The 25,506-nt window shown below is 55.8% G+C and carries 23 protein-coding genes and 1 pseudogene; 11 read left to right on the forward strand and 13 right to left on the reverse strand.

The window, feature by feature from the left end:
* Positions 1 to 326: 326 nt before the first annotated feature.
* Positions 327 to 1,664 (forward strand): adenylate/guanylate cyclase domain-containing protein, encoded by a 1,338-nt coding sequence (locus ACR0JR_RS19805; RefSeq protein ID WP_480457676.1) that lies wholly within the window; start codon positions 327 to 329, stop codon positions 1,662 to 1,664.
* Between the two features lie 184 nt (positions 1,665 to 1,848).
* Here ACR0JR_RS19805 and ACR0JR_RS19810 read toward each other — a convergent pair whose 3' ends face one another.
* Entirely contained in the window at positions 1,849 to 2,649 is an 801-nt protein-coding gene (locus ACR0JR_RS19810; protein WP_480457677.1) for a glutathione S-transferase family protein, read from the reverse strand.
* A 4-nt stretch (positions 2,650 to 2,653) separates the two neighbouring features.
* Positions 2,654 to 3,097 carry a cupin domain-containing protein gene (locus tag ACR0JR_RS19815; RefSeq protein ID WP_480457679.1) on the reverse strand — a complete coding sequence of 148 codons (444 nt, stop codon included), beginning with the start codon at positions 3,095 to 3,097 and terminating at the stop codon, positions 2,654 to 2,656.
* A gap of 112 nt (positions 3,098 to 3,209) precedes the next feature.
* Between ACR0JR_RS19815 and ACR0JR_RS19820 the strand changes: the two genes are divergently transcribed.
* The gene (locus tag ACR0JR_RS19820; RefSeq protein ID WP_480457680.1) at positions 3,210 to 4,142 is read left to right on the forward strand and encodes a LysR family transcriptional regulator; all 933 of its coding nucleotides are present in this window, start codon (positions 3,210 to 3,212) and stop codon (positions 4,140 to 4,142) included.
* Between the two features lie 222 nt (positions 4,143 to 4,364).
* On the opposite strand, the gene ACR0JR_RS19825 is transcribed toward ACR0JR_RS19820, so the two are convergent.
* Positions 4,365 to 4,838 carry a cupin domain-containing protein gene (locus ACR0JR_RS19825; protein WP_480457681.1) on the reverse strand — a complete coding sequence of 158 codons (474 nt, stop codon included), beginning with the start codon at positions 4,836 to 4,838 and terminating at the stop codon, positions 4,365 to 4,367.
* 86 nt (positions 4,839 to 4,924) lie between these two features.
* On the opposite strand from ACR0JR_RS19825, the gene ACR0JR_RS19830 reads away from it, so the two are divergent.
* Positions 4,925 to 5,512 (forward strand): TetR/AcrR family transcriptional regulator, encoded by a 588-nt coding sequence (locus ACR0JR_RS19830; RefSeq protein ID WP_480457682.1) that lies wholly within the window; start codon positions 4,925 to 4,927, stop codon positions 5,510 to 5,512.
* A gap of 153 nt (positions 5,513 to 5,665) precedes the next feature.
* On the opposite strand, the pseudogene ACR0JR_RS19835 reads toward ACR0JR_RS19830, so the two are convergent.
* The 4 genes and pseudogenes from ACR0JR_RS19835 to ACR0JR_RS19850 all read right to left on the reverse strand — a co-directional run bounded on the left by ACR0JR_RS19835 (position 5,666) and on the right by ACR0JR_RS19850 (position 9,865).
* Positions 5,666 to 6,012, reverse strand: a pseudogene (locus ACR0JR_RS19835) (aminotransferase class IV).
* Positions 5,958 to 6,608 (reverse strand): aminotransferase class IV, encoded by a 651-nt coding sequence (locus tag ACR0JR_RS19840; RefSeq protein ID WP_480457683.1) that lies wholly within the window; start codon positions 6,606 to 6,608, stop codon positions 5,958 to 5,960. Before ACR0JR_RS19840 ends, ACR0JR_RS19835 begins: the two are co-directional and overlap by 55 nt.
* A 372-nt stretch (positions 6,609 to 6,980) precedes the next feature.
* A complete protein-coding gene (locus ACR0JR_RS19845) occupies positions 6,981 to 7,259 on the reverse strand; it encodes a hypothetical protein (protein WP_170332125.1) in 279 nt (92 codons plus the stop codon).
* Between the two features lie 323 nt (positions 7,260 to 7,582).
* Positions 7,583 to 9,865, reverse strand: a complete 2,283-nt coding sequence (locus tag ACR0JR_RS19850; RefSeq protein WP_480457685.1) for an adenosylcobalamin-dependent ribonucleoside-diphosphate reductase — start codon at positions 9,863 to 9,865, stop codon at positions 7,583 to 7,585.
* A gap of 114 nt (positions 9,866 to 9,979) precedes the next feature.
* Here ACR0JR_RS19850 and ACR0JR_RS19855 point away from each other — a divergent pair, with 114 nt between their 5' ends.
* Complete coding sequence (locus tag ACR0JR_RS19855) at positions 9,980 to 10,411, forward strand: DUF1489 domain-containing protein (protein WP_170476677.1); 432 nt, start codon at positions 9,980 to 9,982, stop codon at positions 10,409 to 10,411.
* Here ACR0JR_RS19855 and hisG read toward each other — a convergent pair.
* The 3 genes from hisG to hisS are packed head-to-tail and all read right to left on the reverse strand — an operon-like array spanning position 10,408 to position 13,673.
* The gene (gene hisG, locus ACR0JR_RS19860; protein WP_480457687.1) at positions 10,408 to 11,097 is read right to left on the reverse strand and encodes an ATP phosphoribosyltransferase; all 690 of its coding nucleotides are present in this window, start codon (positions 11,095 to 11,097) and stop codon (positions 10,408 to 10,410) included. The genes ACR0JR_RS19855 and hisG overlap by 4 nt on opposite strands.
* Positions 11,094 to 12,182, reverse strand: coding sequence for an ATP phosphoribosyltransferase regulatory subunit (locus tag ACR0JR_RS19865; protein WP_480457689.1), 1,089 nt, complete (start codon positions 12,180 to 12,182; stop codon positions 11,094 to 11,096). The genes hisG and ACR0JR_RS19865 overlap by 4 nt, the downstream gene beginning before the upstream one ends.
* Before the next feature lie 3 nt (positions 12,183 to 12,185).
* Positions 12,186 to 13,673: a histidine--tRNA ligase gene (hisS, locus tag ACR0JR_RS19870; RefSeq protein WP_480457690.1), complete on the reverse strand. Its 1,488-nt coding sequence runs from the start codon at positions 13,671 to 13,673 to the stop codon at positions 12,186 to 12,188.
* Between the two features lie 125 nt (positions 13,674 to 13,798).
* On the opposite strand from hisS, the gene ACR0JR_RS19875 reads away from it, so the two are divergent.
* Genes ACR0JR_RS19875 through ACR0JR_RS19885 form a run of 3 tightly spaced genes read left to right on the forward strand, consistent with a single transcriptional unit; the run spans position 13,799 to position 14,689 of the window.
* Positions 13,799 to 13,993, forward strand: coding sequence for a SlyX family protein (locus ACR0JR_RS19875; RefSeq protein WP_010443294.1), 195 nt, complete (start codon positions 13,799 to 13,801; stop codon positions 13,991 to 13,993).
* Positions 13,994 to 14,003: 10 nt separating this feature from the next.
* Complete coding sequence (locus tag ACR0JR_RS19880) at positions 14,004 to 14,351, forward strand: hypothetical protein (RefSeq protein ID WP_480457757.1); 348 nt, start codon at positions 14,004 to 14,006, stop codon at positions 14,349 to 14,351.
* Entirely contained in the window at positions 14,309 to 14,689 is a 381-nt protein-coding gene (locus ACR0JR_RS19885; protein WP_480457753.1) for a hypothetical protein, read from the forward strand. The genes ACR0JR_RS19880 and ACR0JR_RS19885 overlap by 43 nt, the downstream gene beginning before the upstream one ends.
* Positions 14,690 to 14,712: 23 nt before the next feature.
* Here the strand turns inward: ACR0JR_RS19885 and ACR0JR_RS19890 are convergent, their stop codons facing one another.
* The 3 genes from ACR0JR_RS19890 to dnaE form a co-directional block, all read right to left on the reverse strand.
* The gene (locus ACR0JR_RS19890; RefSeq protein ID WP_010443295.1) at positions 14,713 to 15,084 is read right to left on the reverse strand and encodes a hypothetical protein; all 372 of its coding nucleotides are present in this window, start codon (positions 15,082 to 15,084) and stop codon (positions 14,713 to 14,715) included.
* A gap of 2 nt (positions 15,085 to 15,086) precedes the next feature.
* Positions 15,087 to 15,296: a YMGG-like glycine zipper-containing protein gene (locus tag ACR0JR_RS19895; RefSeq protein ID WP_010443296.1), complete on the reverse strand. Its 210-nt coding sequence runs from the start codon at positions 15,294 to 15,296 to the stop codon at positions 15,087 to 15,089.
* A gap of 86 nt (positions 15,297 to 15,382) precedes the next feature.
* A complete protein-coding gene (gene dnaE / locus ACR0JR_RS19900) occupies positions 15,383 to 18,883 on the reverse strand; it encodes a DNA polymerase III subunit alpha (protein WP_480457692.1) in 3,501 nt (1,166 codons plus the stop codon).
* Positions 18,884 to 19,227: 344 nt separating this feature from the next.
* Here dnaE and xdhA point away from each other — a divergent pair, with 344 nt between their 5' ends.
* The 4 genes from xdhA to ACR0JR_RS19920 are packed head-to-tail and all read left to right on the forward strand — an operon-like array spanning position 19,228 to position 25,467.
* Positions 19,228 to 20,589, forward strand: a complete 1,362-nt coding sequence (gene xdhA / locus ACR0JR_RS19905; protein ID WP_480457694.1) for a xanthine dehydrogenase small subunit — start codon at positions 19,228 to 19,230, stop codon at positions 20,587 to 20,589.
* On the forward strand, positions 20,586 to 22,988 hold the full coding sequence (gene xdhB / locus ACR0JR_RS19910; RefSeq protein ID WP_480457695.1) for a xanthine dehydrogenase molybdopterin binding subunit: 2,403 nt from the start codon (positions 20,586 to 20,588) through the stop codon (positions 22,986 to 22,988). Before xdhA ends, xdhB begins: the two co-directional genes overlap by 4 nt.
* On the forward strand, positions 22,988 to 23,953 hold the full coding sequence (xdhC, locus tag ACR0JR_RS19915) for a xanthine dehydrogenase accessory protein XdhC (RefSeq protein ID WP_480457697.1): 966 nt from the start codon (positions 22,988 to 22,990) through the stop codon (positions 23,951 to 23,953). The genes xdhB and xdhC overlap by 1 nt, the downstream gene beginning before the upstream one ends.
* Entirely contained in the window at positions 23,950 to 25,467 is a 1,518-nt protein-coding gene (locus ACR0JR_RS19920; RefSeq protein ID WP_170476697.1) for an ABC transporter ATP-binding protein, read from the forward strand. The genes xdhC and ACR0JR_RS19920 overlap by 4 nt, the downstream gene beginning before the upstream one ends.
* The last annotated feature ends 39 nt before the right edge of the window (positions 25,468 to 25,506 follow it).

Consider the following 25,506-nt stretch of genomic DNA (forward strand, 5'->3'; position numbering starts at 1 on the left):
GCAACCAGAACCAACAGGCTGAGAGGAACATCCCAAGCGGCTTTTGCCATCGCTCATCGGCAGTTCCAACGTCGACTTTTTCAACACTATCTCCGCCGAGCCGCCGTTCGATACGTCGGGGGCGCTGGTGAACCTGACCGGAAACGTCGAACGACCGCACCGAGCCCAAAGTTACGGGTGCTGCAAACTGAACCAAAGGTCCGATATCAGTCGGACAAAGCAGGGCGGCGTAAGCAGGAAGTTGATCCGATTGGTTTTGTCTGGCATGAATTGAGCTGGTGGGCTTGGACGTTGGTATGAGCCCAGAGAGCCCATTTAATCGGACAATGAAGCAACCGCAAACTCAGTACGCATTCGCAGACGACATTGCCATCGCGTACCAGGTGATTGGCGATGGACCTATAGATGTCGTGTATAGCCAAGGTTGGCTTACCAACATCGAATATGCTTGGCAAAGCTCGCACTATGCGAATTTTCTGTCCAAACTCAGCCGGTTTTGCCGATTAATTTTCTACGACAAGCGAGGGACCGGTCTTTCTGAGCGCAATGTTGGCTTTCCGACGCTGGAGCAACGCATTGAGGACATCACCGCTGTGCTCGATGCCATCGGTTCAGATCAGGCAGTATTACTTGGTGTATCAGAAGGCGCCAACATAAGTGCACTATTCGCAGCTACTTACCCAGAGCGCACGCGAGCTGTCATTCTGAGTGGAACATCAGCCAAAGGTAGTTGGGCACCTGACTACCCTTGGGCGCCGACACTGCAGGCTACCGAAAATACGATCAGCTATCTCCGCGAAAACTGGGGAAGTGCATTTGGGCTCGATGAAGCCGCGCCAAGTATGGCAAAAGATGCTGAGGCATGTGAGTGGTGGGGCGGCTACATGCGCAATTCAGCAAGTCCAAAGACTGCCGAGCTAATAACCCGATTAAACGCGGAGCTCGACATTCGAGAAGTCCTACCACTTATCGATGCTCCCACGCTCATAGTTAATCGCGAAAATGATGTCTGGCACCCAAAAGATGAGGCGCGATTTGTGGCCGACCTTATACCCAATTCAGTTTTGAAATTCGTTCCCGGCGTTGATCACCTGGTCTGGTATGGAGATCAGGACCGGGTGATAAACGAAATCGAAGAGTTTGCGACGGGGCAAAAAACCGTCACTCCGAGCGAGCGGGTGCTTCTGACGATATTGATGACAGATATCGTAGGTTCCACAGAATTAGCCGCCAGTTTGGGTGATGACCAATGGCGTGCCTTGTTAGACCAACATGATGAGATCGTGCGTCGACAGCTGGAAATTTACGATGGTTCTGAAATCAACACTACGGGGGATGGGTTCATCACCGCTTTCACAGGACCGACCCGTGCAATTCAATGTGCTCACGCAATAAACTCTGACTTGGCCAAGACCAAGTTAAAAGTGAAGGCCGGTATCCACACTGGAGAATGTGAACGACGTGGCGGTGATATTGGGGGGTTGGCAGTTCACATTGCAGCGCGAATTATGGACACTGCATTACCGAGCCAGATACGGGTTTCAGGCACAGTGAAAGATCTGGTCGTTGGCTCCAAACTCGAGCTTGCATTCATCGAAAACCAACCACTCAAAGGTTTGCCAGGAGAGTGGTCATTGTATGAAGCCCATCAGGAACTTCATTGAAGCTGATGGTGTCCACGCCGACACGATTGTGGTCATGATCGAAGCTTAGCGCTGTTCAATCATCAGACCCATAAATACCTCAAACCTGCCATTCGTCTGAGCCAGAACAGGGGCAGGTTTGTCCGCATATCGGAGTTTGCAAAGGCCGACGATGAAGGTCCGGTTTGGGCTGTTTACTCCATGGTCAGGCGACAAGTCCCAGCTCTTTGTCGGTGGCTGGAACCGCATACTTTTCCCTTGGGGGCATGGGTCTCGATTGCCAAGGCGTTTCGAAGGTGAAACTTGAAACGCTGCGACCGTCAGGTAGGGCGCCGTTTCCGGCCCCGAGCGCGTAGTCGTAGTAGAGTTTGACGATCTCTTCTTCAGTCACCTGCGATGTTTCTGGTTGCGCTATGCACGCATCACGCCACGCTCGTACCCGGTCATAGTCTTTGCCAACGGGTAGTTTGAACCCCTCGTAGTAGTCAAGGAACCAAAACCGCTTGAACATCGGGGTAAAAACAGCCTCTGCCAAACCGAAGTCCTCGAACAGGAATGGGCCAGTCGGATTATGATGAGCTAAGAAATCATCAAGGTCTCGATAGAGCACGAGGAGTTTATTCAGATGCTCATCTCGGCGCGTCTGATCCTGATTCATGACAAAGAGATAGCCCGCGATTGTGAACGGTCCTTCGCGGGCGATCAGCATCGACTCAATGGCATGTTCGGTAGGATCACTGCGGCGCAGAGGTGCCCCCGGCAGAGCCTCATCAAGATAGCGCAGGATCACGAGGCTTTCCTTCAATATACGGCCGTCGCTGGTTTCCAGCACGGGCAAGGCTGTCGTACCTCGGGTCTTGGCTAGCAATTCAGGGTCGCGCGGCTTGGTGATGTCTACTACACGAAATTCCACGGCATCCGTCAGTCCGCGCAGCGCCAGTAGGATTTCCAGTCGCTGCGAGAAGGGACAGACGGGGATATGATAGACGATGTGTTTGCCAGTCATGGTATCAATCCAACGGCGGGCCAGTGAAGGTCATGTTGTGCCGCTTGGCGCTGTCTTCAATAGCAGGCATGTCCTCGGGAATGCGGCACTGACCGGCTGCCATGTCGGAAAAGAAGCCTTCGAATCCGCTGGGTGTCAGTATCACGAGATGGCGGCAAGGTTCGTCGTCTGTTACCTTGAAGGTATGTTCCTTGCCTCGTGGGATGAATACGCTTTCGCCGGCCCCTGCGGTGAACTCCTCGCCTTCCAACCAGAACCTGCATGTGCCGGTCAGGATTACAAAGGTTTCGTCTTCGTTTTGATGCACATGGCGCGGAGGGCCGCTACCCGCAGGGGACCAGCTGTCCACGATGGACATTGCGCCGCCTGTCTGTTCTGGGCCGAGGATGGTTTTGTATTTTACGCCGAGCCATTCGATGGCTCCGTCGATTTGGGCCAGGTCCTTCATCGTTTCTCTCCATTAGCATCGGATTGAAACGAAAGCGCTTCCGTTGACAGAAACTTATCCGAAGGCCAACCTATCAGGCAAACCGCAATATCTAATATAGGATATCGGCCAGATGAATTTCGCTACACTGGACCTCAATCTTTTGCGCGTGTTGGACGCCCTCTTCAGTGAAGGCTCAACCGTAAAGGCGGCCGACAAGCTCGCCATGTCGCAATCCGCAGTCTCCGGTGCATTGTCGCGTCTTCGTCATGCCTTGGAAGACCCCCTTTTTGTCCGGCAGGGAAACCGTTTGGTCGCTACCGATTACGCGTCCAGAATTGAATCCGGTTTGCGCGAAGAACTCGAACGTCTGGAAGCTTTTCTAGCGCCGCCAGCTACTTTTGATCCGCGAACCGCTGAAGGCACTTTCCGGATCGCCGCCAGCGATTTCTTCGCGGAACTCCTGATGCCACCTTTGGGTGATCTTCTTCAAAAGTCAGCGCCCAATCTACGAGCGCAGCTGGTAGATCTGGTTCCAAATGATTATGTGGCCAGTCTTGAACGACGCAACGCTGACATTGCGCTGATCCCGGATTTGGCACTTCCGGACTGGGTCAATCGGGAGCCGCTCTTCCATTCGCCGTTCCACGTTATCGCGCGCAAGGGAAATCCAAGGATTGCCGGGCTAAAGGAAGGGACGCAGATGCACATGGATACGTTCTGCGCACTCCACCACGTTTTGTTTTCCCCAGAAGGGAATCTGGCTGCAATGGGTGATGCTGCCCTTAATCGCGTCGGAAAACAGCGCCAAGTAGCTATGACAGTGCCCGTCTTTAGTGGCGTTTGCCGTGCGGTTAGCGAAAGCGACCTCATCGCGCTTGTACCCGCGCAACTTGCAAAGAAAGTGGCCAAGACATTCGGACTTAACGTGTTCGAACCTCCGATGCATATTGAACCAGCGTTGATCATCGGCATCTGGCACAAGCGTTCAGACAACGCCCCGATGGCGGCCTGGATGCGTAGCCAAGTCTTCGAATTAATGAAGGCGTTGGATATGGGCGCCTAGCCAATTCGTTCTGTACGGTTCCCCTTGGCCAATCCCAGTTTGCTGTTCAAAAAAGCAGGATCGAAGCGGCCTCAATCTGTCTATGCGGTCATTCGCGCAGGCGTAGCGAACGAACGCTTTGTTGGCTTCGTTCAGACAGCCAGCATTGCCAGGTAGGGCGTACGGCAGAGCCTTGAACGCAAAGGAGCCGGTTTGCAGGCGGGCATACTTTAAGCACGTTTGTCAGTTCGGAACCTCCGCTGGCGCCAAGATCGTCATTCCCACTCGGTCTGCTACGGCCATGATCGCCGGTATATCTGGCGGTCCATCTGGCGCTGGAATGTCAGTTGTGCCTTCAGGCATTGCCTCACCAGCTTCAGTAAAGAATGTGTCATGCATTGCGCCGGGGGCGTTTATGCAAAGTAACCGGCCAGGCCGTTCCCCGGTACAAGTAAATGCGTGCACTGCGCCGTCCGGGACTTTGACGAAGTCACCGCCTTTGACGTTGACTGTCTCCCCATTCAAAAGGAACTCGAATTCACCATCGAGCACATAGAAGCTCTCGTCTTCGCCAGCATGATGATTGGGCGGTGCACCGGCACCCGGAGCCGTCTTTATCTCAACAATTGTGCAACGATCTCCGGTCTCACTGGGAAAGGCGTGAAAGGTCAGAAGGTTCCCAAGAAGATGATAAATTCGCGGGCGAGGTTCAGTCATTACTGCGACTCCCTTTACTTGAAACATACTGCCTTTATGATACATATATCTACTTATAAGACAAGTGTATCACAAAGGGCTCGAGATTGGCGCCTCGTACAAATCAAATCAATCGAACGCGAGAAGCACTTCTCTCTGCTGCACGTGAGCTGATGTCGGAAGGCAAGGAGGTGACGCTCGCCAAAGTCGCTGAGCGCGCCAAAACCAGCCGCGCGACCGTCTATCGATACTTTTCTGACCCAAGTGTCTTGGCTTTGGATGCGACGCTCGATCTTGATGTCACCCCAACGTTAGAACTCCTCGAGGGACTCGATGACGTCAGAAAGCGTGTACATGTCGTGGCACGCTATTATCTGGATTTTTCTCGAGTTCATGAGGCGCACTTCCGGCAGTTTCTGGCTGAATCACTCAAGGCATCACTTGAGGATGGAACGGTCAAAATGCGTGGCGCCAGAAGAGTGGCGGCTTTTTCGGAAGCACTTGTACCAGTTCATCCATTGATGAAGCCCAAGGAAATTGACGATCTGGCGAAGCGATTGTCCATGACGACAGGCATGGAACAACTTATCATTCTTGAAGACATTTTGCGTGTGGACGAAGCAACGGGCTACCGGCTTCAAGAAGGGTTGGTCGATGCTCTGTTGGATCGATATTTGCCAAAAACTGCAAGCTGAATACAGGCTGTTAATTCATCCAAATGCACTCGAAAAAAACTTACGTATAACCTCAGCTTCGGGTTGGATCAGATAATTGTGTTAGAAGCAGCCAGCAGAGTCACTGGGTCCAAAGCTACATGCTACCGATAAATATGACTCACCAAATGACAGCTATTCGTCATCTGGGTATTTAATATCAAACCTTTTGTCCTTTTCGTTGTGCATGTCCCAATACCTCTTGGTGATCTGACTAGTGACTTGGCCGGGGGTTCCGGAACTGATTTTTTGGCCATTTACTTTGGTCACTGGCATGATCCCACCGGCAGTGGAAGATATGAAAACCTCATCTGCACCGAGGAGTTGGTCTTGGGGTATGTCGACGGCTGAGCAGTCGATATCTAAGTTCGTGCAAATGTCGAAGACCGTCTGACGAGTGACCCCGAGAAGCACACCTCCTTTGGTGTTAGGACTCTTCCGTCGATGACGGCAAAAATATTGAATCCGGGCCCTTCAGACACGTTACCATTTGTATCGACAAGGATCGCCGTGTCGGCGCCTCGGCGTAAGCCTCATAGAGGCCTCTCACCAGATCCAACCAGTGATAGTTCTTCACAGTTGGATCGACTGAATTAGGCGGAATGCGGACCAAGGATGATATTGCTGCATGTAGCCCATGCTTCATCTGCTCTGGATTAGCCACCGATCCAAACGGGATTGCGAACACAATGAATTGGTTGACGGCATCACGTGGATCCCGGCTGAATGTTGGGGACATGCCGCGTGTACAAACGAACTCGACGTAGGAGTTCTTTAACCCTGACAGTGCGACGCAGTTGTGCAGTATCTCGATGACCTGTTCTCGGTCATACTCAATTGACATACGCAGCTTTTCCAAACCTGCAAAGAACCGATCAAGGTGATTTTCGAGTCGAAAGAAGGCTCCGTTCCAAACATGGACGACATCATACGTCGCGTCGGAATGAAGTAGCCCATAGTCCAGCACCGAAATCTTGGCTTCCGAAATCGGCAAATACTGCCCGTCCATGAAAGCCACGCCGGGAGGATATGTTTTTGGGTCAGAGTAATGCTCGGAGAGATTGGGTAAAACAGTCATGAATAGAAGCTACCGGAGTGCGGACAGAAATCGCAATGTCCGGGTTGGGCTGATTGCGGTCATCGGGCCAGTCCAGATCGCATCAAGGTCGAGAGTGCGCAACTAAGCGGTTATTCAGCTTGCTTACCGGGTGCTCCATTGCGCGCTAGAACCCGAATTATTCGAAGTCAGCCATAAACGTGACGCAATGAAGGATGATCTTTACGGAAGTCAACCTGCGTGATCCTGCATAAGAGTCCTAGCTTAGAACAACGTGTTTGTTGTTTCACTGGAGAGTGCACAGTGAAGTGACCGCAGATGCTCAAGTGAGATTCAGGACTGAATCATTGTCAAAGCGGATCGGTCTACACGCCAGTTTCACGCCTTCCGGCCTCATTCGTCTTGTAGCACCGAGCCCGCTTCGGGGCGGAGAAGTACAGACAATACTCGGCGGTGAATACGATCTAGATCGTAATCGGTTAGTTCTAAACCCTCAGTCATCCGCGCTTTGAATGATTGAAAGTCTCCGCGAGTAATCTCGTCACGGTTTTTGTCGTCTCCAGCAAGTTGCTGCGCGAGTTTTTCCTTTCGGAAGTCCAGGAGAAAACGGGAAAATCGAGCGTTCAATTCGGAGTATTGAGGGGACTCCTCGATAGGCGATTTGTTTTTCATCAATTAGGTATCCGATAGCCATGGAACTGCCCGAGCGGTTTTGCTGGGCAAGTACAACATTCTGGTCAGCTTTTGCGTGTGACGCGTATGAGACGATTTGGTTCCATGGCCACAGTCTTGAGATTTTCAGGTTTTGGTCAATAGCGCGAATGTTATCGATGGTCGCCCAACGCAGAACAGTCTCAAAACTCTACAGGAGTCCTTTTTATTTTATTTCAAAGCCTTAATAATCTGTGGGCATTAAAGACCGTTCAAATGGGCGCAAAAATCAACCCTATGGGCTATTTATGCCCACCCAAACACCACAGCTATGTACCCTGAATCTAACCGCATTTCGAATGGCCGCAACTTCTGCAGGTCATGCAGCCTTCGATCATCACCATGTCGAACTGACCACAGGACGGGCATGCTTTGCCGCGTGGAGTGTCGATATTGACAACTTGCGCCTGGGGGTCCGACTTTAGGCCCATTCCTTCACCTTCGAGAAATCCGATTACAACCATATGCTGCTCGATCACGCCACCGATTGCAGCAAGAATTGAGGGGATGTACTTGCCCTTGACCCAAGCCCCGCCGCGCGGATCAAAGACGGCTTTCAGTTCTTCTACAACAAACGAAACATCTCCGCCCCGCCGGAAAACGGCGGAAATCATCCGCGTCAGGGCCAGCGTCCAGGCATAGTGCTCCATGTTCTTCGAATTGATGAATACTTCGAACGGTCTACGACGACCACTGATGACAATGTCGTTGATCGTCAGATAGATCGCGTGTTCGCTGTCGGGCCATTTCAGCTTGTACGTCGACCCTTCTAGAGATTGCGGACGATCCAGCGGCTCTGACATATAGACGACTTCGCCGCCATCAACCTCCTGCGGCGCAGCGGCACTTTCACCTGGTGCTGTATCTGTACTCTCTGACACGGTCAGAACAGACCCCGTCACATCGTTGGGGCGATAGGTCGTACAACCTTTGCAGCCTTGATCCCAAGCCTGCATGTAGACATCCTTGAAGGCGTCAAAGCTTATATCCTCGGGGCAGTTGATGGTCTTCGAAATCGAGCTGTCGATCCACTTCTGCGCCGCGGCCTGCATCTTGACGTGATCAGACGGCGACAGCGTTTGTGCGTTAACGAAATAGTCGGGCAGCTCCGTATCCCCGAACTTATCGCGCCACATCTGGACGGCATAGTCGACTACTTCTTCTTCAGTGCGCGAACCGTCTTTCTGCAGCACCTTGCGCGTGTAAGCATAAGCAAAGACTGGCTCGATCCCTGATGAGACGTTCCCGGCATAAAGCGAGATCGTCCCCGTCGGCGCGATCGACGTCAGCAGAGCGTTGCGGATGCCGTGTTCGCGGACCGCATCGCGCACATCGTCATCCATCTGTTGCATCGTGCCACTGGCCAAATATTTCTCAGCATCGAACAAAGGAAACGCGCCTTTCTCCTTTGCCAAGTCCACCGACGCCAGATACGCGGCGCGGGCAATCGCGTGCAGCCAGCGCTCGGTTTGACGCGCCGCCTCGTCCGAGCCATAGCGCAGGCCCAACATCAGCAGTGCATCCGCCAGACCCGTCACGCCGAGCCCGATACGGCGTTTGTCCTGCGCTTCCGCCTCTTGTTCAACCAGTGGGAATTTCGACGCGTCGACCACGTTATCCATCATACGAACGGCGGTGGCGACCAGCTCTTGCAAAGCGTCCTCATCCAGATGCGCCGCATCCTCAAAGGGCTCGGCCACCAACCGTGCCAGATTGATCGAGCCCAACAGGCAAGCACCATAAGGTGGCAACGGCTGTTCGCCGCATGGATTGGTCGCAGCAATCGTCTCAACGTAACTGAGGTTGTTGGCCGTGTTGATGCGGTCGATGAAGATCACACCTGGCTCGGCATAGTCATAGGTCGCCTGCATGATCTTGTTCCATAGATCACGGGCCTGAACGGTGTGATAGACTTTACCGTCAAACACCAGATCCCACGGGCCATCGGCTTTGACCGCTTCCATGAACGGATCGGTCACCAGAACCGACATGTTGAACATGCGTAGCCGCGCCGGGTCGGATTTGGCGGTGATGAACTGTTCGATATCCGGGTGGTCACAGCGCATGGTCGCCATCATCGCCCCACGGCGCGAGCCTGCGGACATGATCGTCCGACACATGGCGTCCCACACATCCATAAAGCTCAGCGGGCCAGATGCGTCGGCGGCAACACCTTTCACATCTGCACCGCGCGGGCGGATGGTAGAGAAATCGTAACCGATCCCCCCACCCTGCTGCATGGTTAGAGCGGCCTCTTTCAGCATATCGAAGATACCGCCCATGCTGTCGGGGATCGTGCCCATCACAAAGCAGTTGAACAGAGTCACTTGACGTGCGGTGCCCGCCCCAGCGGTGATGCGACCAGCAGGGAGGTATTTGAAATCCTCAAGCGCGGTGTAGAACTTTTCTTCCCAACGTGCCGGGTCCTGTTCCACCCGCGCCAGATCACGTGCAATTCGCCGCCAACTGTCCTCGACCGTCTGATCGATGGGTGTGCCATCCGCCTGTTTGAAGCGGTATTTCATGTCCCAGATCTGCTCGGCGATGGGGGCGGCAAAGCGGCTCATTGGTGATTCCCTGTGCTGAAAGAGGTATTCAGACTATCATCCACAATACCTTGATGACAATCGCGCATGAGCTACAATGGATAGATAGTCGATGAACGACTCTGTGGGAAAGCTGTGGATAAGTACGTAAACCTCATCAAACTTTCGGTCGGATCAGAAAGCGTCGACACGCTGATCGCATGGCAGGACAGCCGAAAACCTCTCTATGAGGACGGATGCCCGCGCCATGTCACACGCATGTGGCCCAAGCGTGAATCCGAGATTTTGAATGGCGGATCAATTTATTGGGTGATCAAAGGTGTCGTCCAATGCCGTCAGAAGATTCTACGGCTGGACGAGGTGCGCGGTGAGGATGGAATCCGCCGCTGTGCCATCGTTCTCGACCCCGAGGTGCATCGCACGCAGAACGCTCTGAAACGCCCGTTCCAAGGCTGGCGCTATCTGAAACCCGAGGATACTCCGGCCGACTTGCCCAGAGGACGCGAGCAAGACGATGCCCTACCCGACGACCTGAACCGTGCCTTGGCGGATATCGGCGTGCTTTAGCGCAACCGATCCAGCAGGTCGTTCAGAATCGTCTTCTCGGATGTGTTATAGATTGCCACCCGGCTGCGCCACAAAGTCGCTTGCGACTGCAAGATCAACCCATCTGATAGGATTTTCAGGTGGTTGGCCCGCAGAGTTTCGCCAGTTGACGTAATATCAGCAATCGCCTCGGCGGTTTCGTTCACCACCGTGCCCTCAGTCGCGCCCTGACTATCGACCAGCGTGTAGTCGGCCACGCCCGCGTCGGTCAGAAATTCGCGAACCAAACGGTGGTACTTGGTGGCGATACGCAGCCGGTGCCCGTGCACCTTGCGGAAACTCGCAGCTGCCGCGTCCAGATCGTCCAACGTATCCACATCGACCCAGCAGGCAGGTGTTGCGATGATCAAGTCAGCCTTGCCGAACCCAAGCGGGGCGACCTCTTCGACCTGCTGTTCCCACCGCGGCAGTTTCTCTTGCACTAGATCAATCCCGGTCACGCCCAGATGAACGCGCCCAGCGGCAAGCTCGCGCGGTATTTCTCCGGCGGATAGCAGGATCAGCGAGACGCCATCAATCCCCTCAACTTTGCCCGCATATTCCCGATCCGATCCGCTGCGCGAAAGGGTGATGCCGCGCTTTTCAAACCACGCGAAGGTCTTGTCCATCAATCGGCCCTTCGAGGGCACGCCCAGTTTCAGGCTCATTGCGCGGCCTCCTCGATTTCGAGCATCAGGTCCGGGCGGATCACGCCGCCAATAGCCGGAATCTCGGCCCCACCTCCCAATTGCCGGGTCAGCGCATCATAGCGCCCACCGGTTGCGACCGGTGGCAGATCAGGGCGGCCTTCGGCGTAAAAACCGAATACAAAACCGTCGTAATACTCCATCGAGGTTCTGCCATAAGACGCCTCAAAATCCAGTGTATTCACGTCCACGCCCCGCGCCTGCAGGGCTGCGATACGCGCTTCCAAACGATCCAGCGCGGGCGTGATCTGCGGCAGGTCAACCGCCACGTCGCGCAATTGTTCAAGCGCAAAAGGCATGGTTTCGCGCACATTCAGCAGTGTCTCCAAACCGGCCAGTTCATTGTCCGAGATCGGCGGCGCGGCGCGGTCTTCGCGTAGGGCTTCAATCCGGTTGAGGATTTCGGGCGCGCGGCGTTTACCGATCATGGGCACGTCAATCGCCAATGGGTCAGCTGCGTCAAGCAGAGCATCGCGCCCCTCAAGGCCCGCTTTGCGCCCGGCGTATCGGTCCAGCAGAACACGGAACCGGCGAGGCCGCCAGAGATGCCGCATCAGCGCGGCCTTGCGGCGGTCAGTTGTCCTCAGTCCCGCGACAGCGGCGATCAGAATGCCGATATCACCGGTCGCTGCCCGCAAGGGTAGCCCGCGTAGTTGCAGGGCAAACAGCGAAAAAACCTCGGCATCGGCCCCAGCGGGTTCTTCGCGATCAAAAACTTCGTAGCCGACCTGAATATACTCATTGGCCCGGTCCGGATCGTGTTCCTGACGACGGAACACTTCGCCGGAATAGGTGTATCTTGCAGGTTCAGCCCCTTCGGACATGTGCATCTGCACCACTGGCAAGGTGAAGTCCGGGCGCAGCATCTGCTCACCCCGCAGCGCATCCGAGGTCACATAGGCGCGCGCGCGGATATCTTCACCGTAGAGGTCCAGCAGCGTACCCGCAGGCTGCAGCAGAGGCGTGTCCACCACATGCGCACCCGCGGCCTCGAACCGGATGCGCATCATTGCGGCGCGGGCCTGTATCTGGGAACGATTGGGCATGAGTCAGTCCTGACTGTCCAAAATTTCGCGCACCTTGGCCACCAGATCTCCGCGCAACACTTCAAACTGGCTGGGTCGTTCTTTCCATTCCTCAAGCGTGGCGCTTTCGGCAATCTTGGCGCCAAGAATCAGGTCCTTAATTTGCACAATCCCCTTGTCTTTTTCGTCACCACCTTCGATCACAGCGATCGGAGAGTTCCGCTTGTCCGCGTATTTCAGTTGGTTGCCAAAGTTCTTGGGGTTGCCCAGATATACCTCGGCCCGGATACCTGCATTGCGCAGCTCAGTTACCATGGCCTGATAGTCGGCCATCCGATCCCGATCCATGACGGTGACGACCACCGGACCGGTGGCTTGCGCTGCGATCCGACCCTTTTCGCGGAGCGCGGCCAGTAAACGATCAACACCGATCGAAATACCCGTCGCGGGCACTTCCTGTCCGGTAAAACGCTTGACCAGATCGTCATAGCGACCACCGCCTGAGACCGACCCGAATTGCCGCTTGCGGCCTTTCTCGTCGAATATCTCGAAGGTCAGTTCGGCTTCATAAACCGGCCCAGTGTAGTAGCCGAGGCCACGGACAACCGAAGGATCAATCTCGATCCGGTCCGATCCATACCCACCCGCATCCAGCAGGGCACCGATCTGTTCCAGCTCAGCAATGCCATCCGCGCCAATCTTGCTGTCGCCCACGGCGGCGCGCAGGTTGGCCAGCGTACCAGCGGTGTCGGTAGCTTTCGAGGTCAGGAACGCGATCACAGGTTCGGCCTGATCATCGCTGAGACCAACTCCATCAATGAACGCCCCAGAGGCATCCAATCGGCCCTTGGTCAGCAGCTCTCGCACACCGGCCTCCCCGACCTTATCGAACTTATCGATGGTGCGCAGAACATTATCGCGGGCGGCCAAGTCTTCGCCGAGGCCCATCGCCTCAAGCACACCATTCAGAACTTTGCGGTTATTGACGCGCACAAGATAGTCACCGCGCGGGATGCCAACGGTTTCCAGCGTGTCCGACAGCATCGCGCAAATCTCGGCATCGGCAGCCATCGACGCCGTGCCCACCGTATCCGCATCACATTGATAAAACTGACGATACCGCCCCGGCCCCGGTTTCTCGTTCCGCCAAACCGGACCCATCGCATAACGACGATAGGGCGTCGGCAAATCGTTGCGGTGCTGCGCATAGACGCGGGCCAAAGGCGCAGTCAGGTCATAGCGCAGGGCCATCCAGTCCCCATTGCCGCCATCGTCGAATTCCTGCCATGCAAACACGCCCTCGTTTGGGCGATCTACGTCCGGAAGGAACTTGCCCAGCGCTTCGACGGTCTCTACCGCGCTGCTCTCCAAGGCATCGAACCCGTAACGATGATAGACACCCGCAATCGTCCGCAGCATTTCAGTGCGCTGCGTGACTTCCTCGCCGAAATAGTCACGAAACCCTTTCGGCGTTACGGCCTTGGGGCGGGGCTGTTTCTTGGGCTTGGCCATGTGGGGCGTCCTTGGGATTTAGTGTTCCGCGCGCGGTCTATCCCATGGCCCGCATCGGAGCAAGGCGGGGTTTCACTGGCATTGGGGTCATAGGGTCGCTATGAGGCGCCTATAAGGAGAGCCCCATGCAGCATCTGGAAGAACAGATCGCCCATCTGACCCGCACGGTTGAAGAGCTGAACTCGGTCGTCACTAACCAACAGAGCGAGATCGACCGCCTGACCCGCCGCGTTGAGATGTTGCTGCAGCGCGAGGCGGAACGGGCGCAGGAAGGCTCAGGCGGCGTTGTGTTCGGCGACGAACGTCCGCCGCATTATTGAGGGCAAGCTGATGGCGAGTGAAGACAGCAACGCGCAAATCGTGTGGATTGCCACGACGGTTAACAATATCAATGTCATCGAAGCGGTGATCCGAAAGGAATACCCCCCCCAGTGGCGCGAAAGGCAGTCGTCAGAGGACGTTGAGTGGTCCAAGCGAATGTCTCGGGAAGCCGATCTGGGCTGGAAACGCGGTGAGCTGCTGACCAAAGAGCAAATTGGCAGTTGTGGTATTACAACTCCAAAACCGAATACTACACCGCGCCGTTTATCAGCGGAGGTGGCTATCCTCTGGTTTCAGAAGCCGCCAAATCAGTTCTGGAACAGTTCGATCTGGGGGACACAACGTTTCATCCGCTGACGTTGATGGATTCGACCGAAAACCATCTGACCACGTCCGAGCGGCACTACTTTATGAACGTGTGCAACAAACGGCCCATGGGCAACTACGATGTGTTGGGCCCGGAAGGGGATGTTCGGTCACCACTGAGCAATCGCTACGGTCGAACCTACCTTCCCAGAAGCAACCAAGAAGACAAACTCGTAATCATACCTGAAGCGTTGGGCGGACCGGAAATCTGGCTGGACCCAAAAGTTCCGAAACTTCTCTTTTTGTCCGACCACCTCGTCGCGGGCCTGAAAGACGCCCAAATGGACAAAGGCTGGGGCCTTGTGCGATGCCCGGTGGGCAGGCTTTAGCGCCAGCAAGACTAAGCGCTCGTTTACAATCCCAGCGTCGATTTCACTGCATTGTCGACCACCCCGCCCAGAAGGGCGTTCTTGTCGGCGGCACAGCCCTCGGACAGAGCTGCGATGAAGGCTTCGCGCAGTTGCGCCTTTTCCTCGTCAGTGGCTGCATGATCCTCGATATTGATCTGACGATTGTAAAGCGACAGGGCCGTCATCTTTCCAACTACGGCCACGACAAATTCTTCGTCGCCATCAGCCTCTTCAGCGATCGATGCGCATGTATAGTGCATCACGGGCAAGGCATCCTGCACCAATTGCTCTGCAGAATCGTCAGCCACAGCAAATGTCGGAAGGACAAAAAGCGCGGCACAGGCGGTGGATTTGATGGAATTTTTCAGCATCATGATCACTTCCAATTATGTCCGATAATCGCCCCGGCGACACCGCCGACCGCGGCCCCCTTGCCGTCTCCGACTAAAGCACCGACGCCTGCACCAACCAGAGCGCCAGTAACAGTATTTTTCTTCTTGTCGTCCGCTTGAACGGCAGTGGCCAACGCCAAAGCACATGCCACCGCTAGGCTAAGTGATCTGAAATCAATACCTGAATTCGTCATTTCGGAACCCTCCTGTGAAATGACCCCTAAGGTTATTCAGTCAGCCTAGCTGGGCACATCGCTTAAGGCAACATCGCGGTGCGAGCTCAGATTTCTTCGATCTCCGAGATTCCCTCAAGCGATTTGAGGGCACCTTTGATCTGGGGATTGATCGCATAGTTTCGTCCCAGATCCAATTCGACCTCGCCCGGCAAACCGGGATCAAGCAGGCAGACGTAAACTGGGCCTTTGGCAGCCCTTTTGGCGTTGCTATCTGCGTCTTCCAACACTTTCGCCATGCTTGGCAAAACCTTTGAATCTTCCACAAATACACGCAGGCCTGTGGCCCCAGCCTCGGCGACCACCACGTCAACCGGACCAACTGACCGACCCAACAGCTTGAGCTGATCCGCCTCCATCGTCGCTTCGGCGGTCAGCACCACCTGCGCGCCGGTTTCCAGAAACTCTCGGGATTTCTCTAGTGTTTCTGAGAATAGCGTGACCTCGAATGCTCCGGTGGGGTCAGAGAGCTGAGCAAATGCGAACCGATTGCCACGCGCCGACTTTCGCTCTTGCCGTCCGGCGACGACACCGGCCATCTTTGCAATAAACGGACCAGAGCGCGCCTTTTCGGTCACCTGATCTAGTGTCAGCACCTGTTTACGCTTCAATGCAGGCATATAATCATCCAGCGGATGGCCGGACAGATAGAACCCGATGGCCTTGAATTCTTCGCTCAATCTCTCAGCGGGCAGCCAGTCTGGTGCGGGTGACAGCCGAGGTTCGGGCAGGTCATCTCCTGCCTCGCCAAACAGCGACACCTGGTTTGAGTTTTTCTGATCGTGGATGGCGGCTGAATATTGCACCAGCGAGTCCAGGCTTTCAAACACGCGACGGCGGTTCTTGTCGAGTTCATCGAACGCACCGGCACGCGCCAGCATCTCTAGCGGACGCTTGCCGACTTTTTTCAGATCAACACGGCGAGCAAAATCGAAGAGGTTCACAAATGGCTTGTCCGCGCGCCCATCGACGACGAGGTTCATCGCCTCAACACCCACGTTTTTCAGCGCACCCAGCGCATAGACCAGATGCCCTTCCACCACGTCAAACGTCGCCTGAGATCGGTTCACGCAGGGCGGCACATAGGGCAGTTCCAGCCCCTTTCGGACCTCTTCAAAATAGACAGCCAGCTTGTCGGTCAGATGGATATCGCAGTTCATGACGCCTGCCATGAACTCGACCGGATGGTTGGCCTTCAGCCAACCGGTCTGGTAGCTGACGACCGCATAGGCGGCAGCGTGGGATTTGTTGAAACCGTAGTTGGCGAACTTTTCCAGCAGGTCGAAGACCTCGGAGGCCTTCTTGGCATCCACGCCATTCTCACCTGCGCCCTTTTCGAATTTGGGGCGTTCGGCATCCATCGCCTCTTTAATCTTCTTGCCCATAGCGCGGCGCAGCAGGTCGGCACCGCCTAGGCTGTACCCTGCCATGACCTGCGCGATCTGCATCACCTGTTCCTGATAGACGATGATGCCTTGGGTTTCCTCAAGGATATGGTCGATCAGAGGATGCACGGATTCAATCTTCCGCAGCCCGTTCTTGACCTCGCAATAGGTCGGGATGTTCTCCATCGGGCCGGGACGATAGAGCGCCACAAGGGCCACGATGTCCTCAATACAGGTGGGTTTCATGCGTTTGAGCGCATCCATCATGCCCGAGGATTCCACCTGGAACACCGCCACGGTCTTGGCCGCCGAATAGAGCTTGTATGTCGCCTCATCATCCAGCGGGATGGCGTTGATCTGGTTCTCGGCCCCTTCGGCGGGTTCATAGAGTTTCGTGCCATCGGCAGCGATGTGCAAATCACGCCCGGATTTGAAGATCAGATCCATCGCGTTCTGAATCACGGTCAGCGTTTTCAGGCCGAGAAAGTCGAACTTCACCAGACCGGCCTGTTCTACCCATTTCATGTTGAACTGGGTCGCGGGCATGTCCGAGCGCGGATCCTGATAGATCGGCACCAGTGCATCCAAAGGACGGTCGCCAATCACCACACCAGCCGCGTGGGTTGAGGCGTTGCGCAGCAATCCTTCGACCTGCTGGCCGTAAGTTAAAAGGCGGTCGACAACTTCTTCGCTGCGTGCCTCTTCCCGTAGGCGCGGTTCATCCTTCAATGCCTTTTCAATGGAAACGGGTTTAACGCCTTCGACCGGGATCATCTTGGACAGTCGATCCACCTGCCCGTAGGGCATTTGCAGGACCCGCCCGATATCACGCACGGCAGCTTTCGACAGGAGTGCACCGAAGGTGATAATCTGACCTACTTTGTCGCGCCCGTATTTTTGCTGCACATAGCGGATCACCTCTTCGCGGCGGTCCATGCAGAAATCGATATCAAAGTCTGGCATCGAGACCCGCTCGGGGTTCAGGAACCGTTCGAACAGCAGCGAATAACGTAGTGGGTCAAGGTCGGTAATCGTCAGCGCATAGGCCACCAGCGAGCCCGCACCCGAGCCACGTCCCGGGCCAACCGGGATGTCTTCATCCTTTGCCCATTGGATAAAATCGGCAACGATCAGGAAATAGCCGGGGAACCCCATGCCTTCAATGATGTCGAGTTCGAAATCCAGACGCTCTTGATATTCTTCCGGTGTCACCGCATGCGGGATCACCGCCAGACGCTTCTGCAGGCCCTCATTCGCAATGCGGCGCAATTCTGCCACTTCGTCATCAGCAAATTTTGGCAGGATCGGATCGCGGCGATAGGCCATAAACGCGCAGCGCTTGGCGATCTCAATCGTGTTTTCAATCGCCTCGGGCAGATCGGCAAACAAGGTCACCATCTCTTGCTGCGACTTGAAATAGTGCTGTGCGGTCAGGCGGCGGCGGCCTTCCTGCTGGTCAACATAGGCACCTTCGGCGATGCAGATCAGCGCGTCATGCGCCTCGTACATGTCCGTGGTCGAGAAATAGACATCGTTTGTGGCGACCAGCGGCAGGTTCTTGGCATAAGCCATCTCGACATGGCCGCGCTCGGTCAGGCGTTCTGCCTCGGGCTGACCATCTTCACCTGGGTGTCGCTGAAGTTCGACATAAAGCCTGTCTGGGAACATCGCGGCCAGTCGATCCATCAGAGCCTCGGCCGCTGGGCGCTGGCCTTGTTGCAACAACATCCCAACCGGCCCATCCGGCCCACCCGTCAAGCAGATCAAGCCGTCCGAGTGCTTTGACAATTCGTCTAATGTAACCTGCGGCAACTGCCCGCCCTTGTCCACGTAAAGGCACGAGCTGAGCTTCATCAGGTTTTCATAACCGACCTCGGATTGTGCCAGAAGAACCAAGGGCGCAGGCGCCTTCGGCTTCTCACCCGGCTGTGCTTGTACGTAGGTCAGATCAACTTGACAGCCCATAATCGGCTGAATGCCCGCCCCGCTGGCGGTCACGGCGAACTCCAGCGCCGAGAACATGGAATTGGTGTCGGTCACCGCAACGGCGGGCATTTCCATCTTCTCGCAAAGACCCGGCAGCTTTTTCAGCCGCACGGCACCTTCCAGCAGAGAATATTCGGTGTGAACGCGGAGGTGAATGAATCGGGGATGGCTGCTCATTCCTGCAAGCTATCCCAGCAAACAGGGATGCAAAAGCAGGAACCCACCCCATGGATTCGGCAAAATAATCGCGCGGATTATTCGGATATTTCTGAAGGTGCTTCTGAGCTCCCGCAAGCCCGATCCAAGAAAATACTTTAATTTCAGAGCACTGAACGATAGATAGATGCGGCAATTGACCACAATTCGCGCCATATGATGTATCACAGAGACAGTTTTTCTTGCCAGATCGCACAGCCTGTTTCTAACATCAGATGGCAAGCTACACGCCCGCCACTCTTTCTACGTCGCATCGAAGGAGAGCATCCAAAGGGCGCAACTGGGTAACGCGACGGGTTTCACTCATGAATATCACGTTTCTTCTGAACGGAGAGACAGTGGAGCTGGAGGATATCGATCCGACGGCGACCTTGCTGGATTGGTTGCGCGAGGATCGCGGCCTTACCGGCACCAAAGAGGGCTGCAACGAAGGTGATTGCGGAGCCTGCACTGTCATGGTGACCGATGAGGACGGTGCCAAGGCGGTGAATTCCTGCATCATGTTCCTGCCGCAACTTCACGGTAAAGCGGTGCGCACTGTCGAAGGCGCGAGCGGCCCAGATGGAGACGCTCACCCGGTTCAGAAGACAATGGTGGATCTGCATGGCTCGCAATGCGGGTTCTGTACGCCTGGCTTTGTGATGTCGATGGTGGCAAGTCACACCAATGGCGCGACGGATCACGACAATCAACTGGCCGGAAACCTGTGTCGCTGCACGGGCTATGCACCAATCATCCGGGCGGCTGAGGCCGCCGAAGCACATCCAGTTCCCGTGTGGGTCAAAGATAAGCCGGTGTCTATCCAGTCGACCCCTGCCAGGTTGCCTGGTTCGTCGGATGAACTCGCCAAGATTTACTCTGAAAATCCAAATGCTACTTTAGTTGCCGGGGCAACGGATGTCGGACTTTGGGTCACGAAGCAGCTGCGCGACCTTGATCCCGTAATCTTTCTTAATCGTTGTGAAGATCTGAAAGAGATCACGATCACCGATGAAGAAATCCGCTTTGGCGCAATGGTCGACATGAACCGCATGGGCGATGCGCTTTCCGAACTGCATCCGTCTTATGCAGAAATGGTTCGGCGCTATGCTAGCGTTCAGGTCCGAAACGCGGCAACAGTTGGTGGCAACATCGCCAATGGCTCGCCCATCGGAGATAACCCTCCTGCCCTTATTGCGTTGGGAGCAACACTGCACCTGCGCAAGGGTGACGCCCGCCGGTCAATCCTTCTGGAAGAGTTCTTCATTGACTACGGCAAACAAGATCGCGCGCCGGGCGAGTTTGTCGAGGCCGTCAGCTTCCCGCGTCAGGCTGATCGGTTGAAGTGCTACAAACTCAGCAAACGGTTCGATCAGGATATCTCGGCCGTTTGCGGGTGTTTCAACATCACCGTAACCAACGGCACAGTCGAACAGGTTCGCGTTGCTTTTGGCGGCATGGCTGGAACTCCAAAACGTGCAACGGCAGTCGAGGCTGCGCTAACCGGCCAGCCATGGACGCGCGAAACAATTAACGCCGCATTGCCTGCTTTTGCGGCAGATTACGCGCCGATGACCGATATGCGGGCCTCGGCCACGTATCGTCTGGAAACAGCCAAGGCGATGCTTGTCAGATACTACAACGAGGATCAGGGCAAACTGTCCAATGTACTGGAGGTGTCGGCATGAGTGTCGCCAAATCCCTTCCGCACGACACTGGACCACTGCACGTGGCCGGTACAGCGCGCTATGTCGACGACATCCCGACACCAAAGGGATCGTTGCATTTGGCGTTCGGACTAAGCCCGATCGCCAAAGGTAAAATCAGAGCCATGGATCTGTCTGCCGTAAGGGCTGCTGACGGTGTGGAGACGGTGATCACCGCTGATGACCTGCCCTTTGCGAACGACGTATCCCCATCAATCCATGATGAGCCGCTTTTGTCGGATGGAACGGTGCACTATATCGGTCAACCGGTATTTCTGGTCGTCGCCACCAGCCATCTGGCTGCCAGAAAAGCGGCCCGGCTGGGCAAGATCGACTATGCCGAGGAAGCACCGATTCTGACAGTCGAGGAGGCCCTTGCCGCTGACAGCCGATTCGAGGACGGCCCGCGTATCTACGCCAAGGGGGATGCAGAGGCCGCCATCGCAGATGCGGCACATATCGTCGAAGATACGTTTGAAATCGGTGGGCAGGAACATTTCTATCTGGAAAGTCAGGCCGCACTGGCCGTGCCGAATGAGGGCGCCGACATGCTGGTGCACAGTTCGACTCAGCACCCGACCGAGATACAGCACAAGGTGGCCGATGCACTGGGTGTTCCCATGCACGCAGTCCGGGTTGAAACACGGCGGATGGGCGGAGGTTTTGGCGGCAAGGAGAGCCAGGGCAACGCTTTGGCCGTCGCCTGCGCCATCGCCGCACGTGCGACTGGCAAGGCCTGCAAGATGCGCTATGACCGTGATGACGATATGACGATCACGGGCAAGCGCCATGGCTTCCGGATTTCGTACAAAGCCGGGTTCGATGAAAACGGACATATTCAGGGAATTTCCTTTGTGCACTATGCCTTGTGCGGTTGGGCGCAGGATCTGTCTCTTCCGGTAGCAGATCGCGCCATGCTGCATGCGGACAATTCCTATTTGCTGCCAAACGCTCGGATCGAAAGCCATCGGCTGAAGACCAACATCCAGTCTGCCACTGCCTATCGTGGGTTTGGCGGTCCGCAAGGGATCGTTGGGATTGAACGCGTAATGGACCACGCGGCGCATGCTATGGGGCTAGACCCGATCGAGCTGCGCCGCCGGAACTACTATGAACCGGCGCATGAGGTGGCCGGTCCCCCGGTTGCTCAGAAACCTCTGGGCCATCCTGACCCGCATGAGGACCTCACCAGCCGAGGCGCGGTTGAGATGGGCGATGCACCGGTTCGCCCGGTACCCGCAGGCGGCAACACCACGCCTTATGGGATGGAAGTCAGCGATTGCGAACTGCATGGCATGACAACAGCTTTGCTGAAGTCTAGCGACTATGCAGCCCGCAAGCAGGCGGTTGACGCATGGAATGCCGAGAATAGCGTGATCAAGAAGGGAATCGGTTTTTCCCCAGTGAAGTTTGGCATTTCCTTTACACTGACCCACCTGAACCAAGCCGGTGCGCTGGTGCATGTTTATCAAGACGGCTCGGTCCACCTGAACCACGGTGGCACTGAGATGGGCCAGGGGTTGTTCCAGAAGGTCGCTCAGGTTGCAGCGTCGCGTTTTGGCATACCACTTGAGCTGGTGAAAATTACCGCCACCGATACGGCCAAGGTACCGAATACATCCGCCACCGCGGCCTCGTCAGGAAGTGACCTGAACGGCATGGCGGTCAAAGCAGCCTGCGACACCATCCGTGACCGGATGGCGGATTATTTGGCGGAACGACATCAGGCCGACCCCACGACCGTGACATTTGCGGACGGGCAAGTTGCAGTGGGCGAAGAAAGCTATAGCTTCGCCGAAGCCGCAGCGTTGGCCTATCAGGGGCGCATCAGCCTGTCCGCAACCGGATTCTATAAAACTCCGAAGGTCGAATGGGACCGGATCAAAGGTCATGGGCGCCCCTTCTTCTACTTTGCCTATGGCGCAGCCATCACTGAGGTGGCTGTCGATACACTGACCGGTGAGAACCGTATCTTGCGCACCGATATCCTGCATGATGCGGGCGCGTCCCTGAACCCGGCGTTGGATATCGGGCAGGTCGAGGGTGCTTATGTTCAGGGCGCTGGCTGGCTGACGACAGAAGAACTGGTCTGGGACGGCAAGGGCAATCTACGCACGCACGCACCATCCACCTACAAGATACCGGCCTGTTCTGACCGACCCGATATTTTCAATGTCGCGCTTTGGGATGGAGAGAATCGTGAGGACACGATCTATCGTTCAAAAGCGGTTGGCGAGCCACCCTTCAATCTTGGCATATCAGCTTGGTTGGCCCTATCGAACGCGGTGGCCGCATGTGGAACCAGCTATCCCGCGCTGAATGCGCCTGCCACCGCAGAAGAAGTCTGGCGTGGAATTCAAAGGGCAAAGGGAGATACCTGATGGGATTTGACAGGGAGGCTTTGAGGGAGGCGGTCAAAACCCACGGCAAGGTGGTTCGGGTCGTCATTGCCGGGATCAAGGGATCATCACCGCGCGAAGTTGGCGCTTCGATGCTGGTATGGAAAGACGGGCAAAGCGGCACCATCGGCGGTGGCACGCTGGAATTTCAAGCCGCTGAAGCTGCGCGTCACCAAACCAAGCCGTCACGGCTGAGCCAGCATGCACTTGGTCCTGATTTGGGCCAATGCTGCGGCGGAGCGGTTTCGCTACTTTCGGAGATATATGACAACGCTTCTTTAACGCATATTGAAGGTACGGTCGTCTCACGACCTGTGACCCAGGAATGCGAAAAAGAGGACCCGCTGGATACTCAGGTTCAGCCTATGGCGGTTAAACGCGTATTAGCGCGGTCTCGCGCTCAAGGCGTCGCACCCGAGCCACAGCTGATCGAGGGATGGATGATCGAACCCATCCACGAACCCACCCGCAACCTCTGGATTTGGGGTGCAGGGCATGTTGGCCGTGCGTTGGTGGATGTTCTTTCCCCCCTGCCCGATCTTGCAATCACGTGGGTTGATACCGGTCCCGAGCGTTTTCCCAGCAGCATTCCGTCGGGGGTGACTGCCGTGCCGGCGGCCAAGCCTGCAGAACTGGTGCGACATGCACCGCCTGAGGCCGAGCATTTGGTGCTTACTTATTCACACAATCTGGATCTGGAACTGTGCAACAGGTTGCTTTTGCAAGATTTCCGTTTTGTCGGGCTGATTGGTTCAGCTACTAAATGGGCGCGATTCCGGTCGCGACTGGCGGCGCTTGGACATCTGCCCGCACGTATAGGCCGGATTACCTGCCCGATTGGCGACCCCAATCTGGGCAAACACCCGCAGATGATCGCCGTTGGGGTCGCAGCGCAACTTCTGCGCCCGGCCAGGCAGAATGAACTGAAGAAGGACCTGAGCGCGTGACCACTCCACTTCTAAGTCTTCAAGGGCTGACCAAAGCCTATCCCGGCGTCGTGGCCAATGATCAGGTGTCTTTCGACATCGGAGAGGGCGAGGTTCACGCCTTGCTGGGCGAGAACGGCGCGGGCAAATCAACGCTGGTCAAGATGATCTATGGCCTGGTGAAGCCCGACAGCGGTTCGATGCTACTGCGTGGCCAGTCTTTTGCACCGCCTGAACCTCGGGCAGCGCGCTCTGATGGGATAGCGATGGTGTTCCAGCACTTTTCATTATTCGATGCCCTGAACGTCGCTGAAAACATCGCGCTTGGTATGGAAAACCCTCCTGCCATGGGTGATCTAGCGTCCCGCATCCGCGAGGTGTCGGAAACTTATGGCCTGCCGCTAGATCCGTATCGCACAGTGGGCGACCTGTCTGCGGGAGAGCGTCAGCGGGTCGAGATCATCCGTTGCCTGCTGCAAGACCCCAAGCTGTTGATCATGGATGAACCAACATCGGTTCTGACCCCTCAGGAAGTCGATATCCTTTTTGAAACGCTGAACAAATTGCGCTCCGAAGGCACCTCGATCCTGTATATCTCACACAAGCTTGAAGAAATCAGAACGCTGTGTGACCACGCCACGATCCTACGTCTGGGCAAGAATGTAGGCGAGTGTGTGCCCGCCGAAACCTCCGCCCGTGACATGGCCGAAATGATGGTCGGCTCGACATTGCAAACGCCAGAACGATCCGGTCGAGAGTTTGGCGAAGTCGCACTGGATGTAAGTGGCCTTTCAGTGCCATCGCCTTCGGAATTTGGCACGGCGTTGCGCAATGTTCACATGACCGTCCGCAAGGGCGAAGTTCTGGGCATAGGTGGCGTTGCCGGAAACGGTCAAGACGAATTGCTGGGTGTTCTGTCAGGAGAGATTCCAACTGCTGCAGATGCGATCAAGTTCAATGGTCAAGCGATTGGCAAGCTCGGTCCGACGGCCCGGCGGAAACTTGGTGTGCTGACAGCCCCCGAAGAACGGCTGGGCCACGCAGCTGCCCCTGATATGAGTCTGACTGAAAATGCCCTGCTGACCGGATCGATCCGCGAAGGGTTGGAAAGCAATGGCTTTCTAAAGTGGAACGAAACCAAAGAGTTCGCCGAGAAAATCATCAGCGCTTTCGACGTTCGGACACCCGGGCCTGAGAATGCAGCACGATCGCTCTCGGGTGGGAACCTGCAAAAGTTCGTTATCGGTCGCGAGGTGTTGCAGAACCCCGATGTGTTGGTGGTGAACCAGCCAACCTGGGGCGTGGATGCTGCTGCTGCTGCATCGATCAGGCAGGCGATCCTGGATCTTGCGGCCAAGGGAACGGCAGTGATCTGTATCTCCCAAGACCTTGATGAGCTTATGGAAATCTCGGACAGCTTTGCCGCGTTAAACGAAGGGCGTCTGAGTGCGCCGCGTGAGACCACCGGCCTGACGGTTGATGAGATTGGCCTGATGATGGGCGGAGCACATGGCATGGAGGTGGCGCATGTCTGACGTGTTGAACTGCCTTCTACGAGAATATTTTCAAAAAGA

The organism is Ruegeria sp. AA3 (assembly GCF_056542905.1).

Coding starts and splice junctions, on each gene's coding strand:
- ACR0JR_RS19805 (WP_480457676.1), top strand. CDS start 327: ATGAAGCAACCGCAAACTCAGTACGCATTCGCAGACGACATTGCCATC.
- ACR0JR_RS19810 (WP_480457677.1), bottom strand. CDS start 2,649: ATGACTGGCAAACACATCGTCTATCATATCCCCGTCTGTCCCTTCTCG.
- ACR0JR_RS19815 (WP_480457679.1), bottom strand. CDS start 3,097: ATGAAGGACCTGGCCCAAATCGACGGAGCCATCGAATGGCTCGGCGTA.
- ACR0JR_RS19820 (WP_480457680.1), top strand. CDS start 3,210: ATGAATTTCGCTACACTGGACCTCAATCTTTTGCGCGTGTTGGACGCC.
- ACR0JR_RS19825 (WP_480457681.1), bottom strand. CDS start 4,838: ATGACTGAACCTCGCCCGCGAATTTATCATCTTCTTGGGAACCTTCTG.
- ACR0JR_RS19840 (WP_480457683.1), bottom strand. CDS start 6,608: ATGACTGTTTTACCCAATCTCTCCGAGCATTACTCTGACCCAAAAACA.
- ACR0JR_RS19845 (WP_170332125.1), bottom strand. CDS start 7,259: ATGAAAAACAAATCGCCTATCGAGGAGTCCCCTCAATACTCCGAATTG.
- ACR0JR_RS19850 (WP_480457685.1), bottom strand. CDS start 9,865: ATGAGCCGCTTTGCCGCCCCCATCGCCGAGCAGATCTGGGACATGAAA.
- hisG (WP_480457687.1), bottom strand. CDS start 11,097: ATGAGCCTGAAACTGGGCGTGCCCTCGAAGGGCCGATTGATGGACAAG.
- ACR0JR_RS19865 (WP_480457689.1), bottom strand. CDS start 12,182: ATGCCCAATCGTTCCCAGATACAGGCCCGCGCCGCAATGATGCGCATC.
- hisS (WP_480457690.1), bottom strand. CDS start 13,673: ATGGCCAAGCCCAAGAAACAGCCCCGCCCCAAGGCCGTAACGCCGAAA.
- ACR0JR_RS19875 (WP_010443294.1), top strand. CDS start 13,799: ATGCAGCATCTGGAAGAACAGATCGCCCATCTGACCCGCACGGTTGAA.
- ACR0JR_RS19880 (WP_480457757.1), top strand. CDS start 14,004: ATGGCGAGTGAAGACAGCAACGCGCAAATCGTGTGGATTGCCACGACG.
- ACR0JR_RS19890 (WP_010443295.1), bottom strand. CDS start 15,084: ATGATGCTGAAAAATTCCATCAAATCCACCGCCTGTGCCGCGCTTTTT.
- ACR0JR_RS19895 (WP_010443296.1), bottom strand. CDS start 15,296: ATGACGAATTCAGGTATTGATTTCAGATCACTTAGCCTAGCGGTGGCA.
- dnaE (WP_480457692.1), bottom strand. CDS start 18,883: ATGAGCAGCCATCCCCGATTCATTCACCTCCGCGTTCACACCGAATAT.
- xdhA (WP_480457694.1), top strand. CDS start 19,228: ATGAATATCACGTTTCTTCTGAACGGAGAGACAGTGGAGCTGGAGGAT.
- xdhB (WP_480457695.1), top strand. CDS start 20,586: ATGAGTGTCGCCAAATCCCTTCCGCACGACACTGGACCACTGCACGTG.
- xdhC (WP_480457697.1), top strand. CDS start 22,988: ATGGGATTTGACAGGGAGGCTTTGAGGGAGGCGGTCAAAACCCACGGC.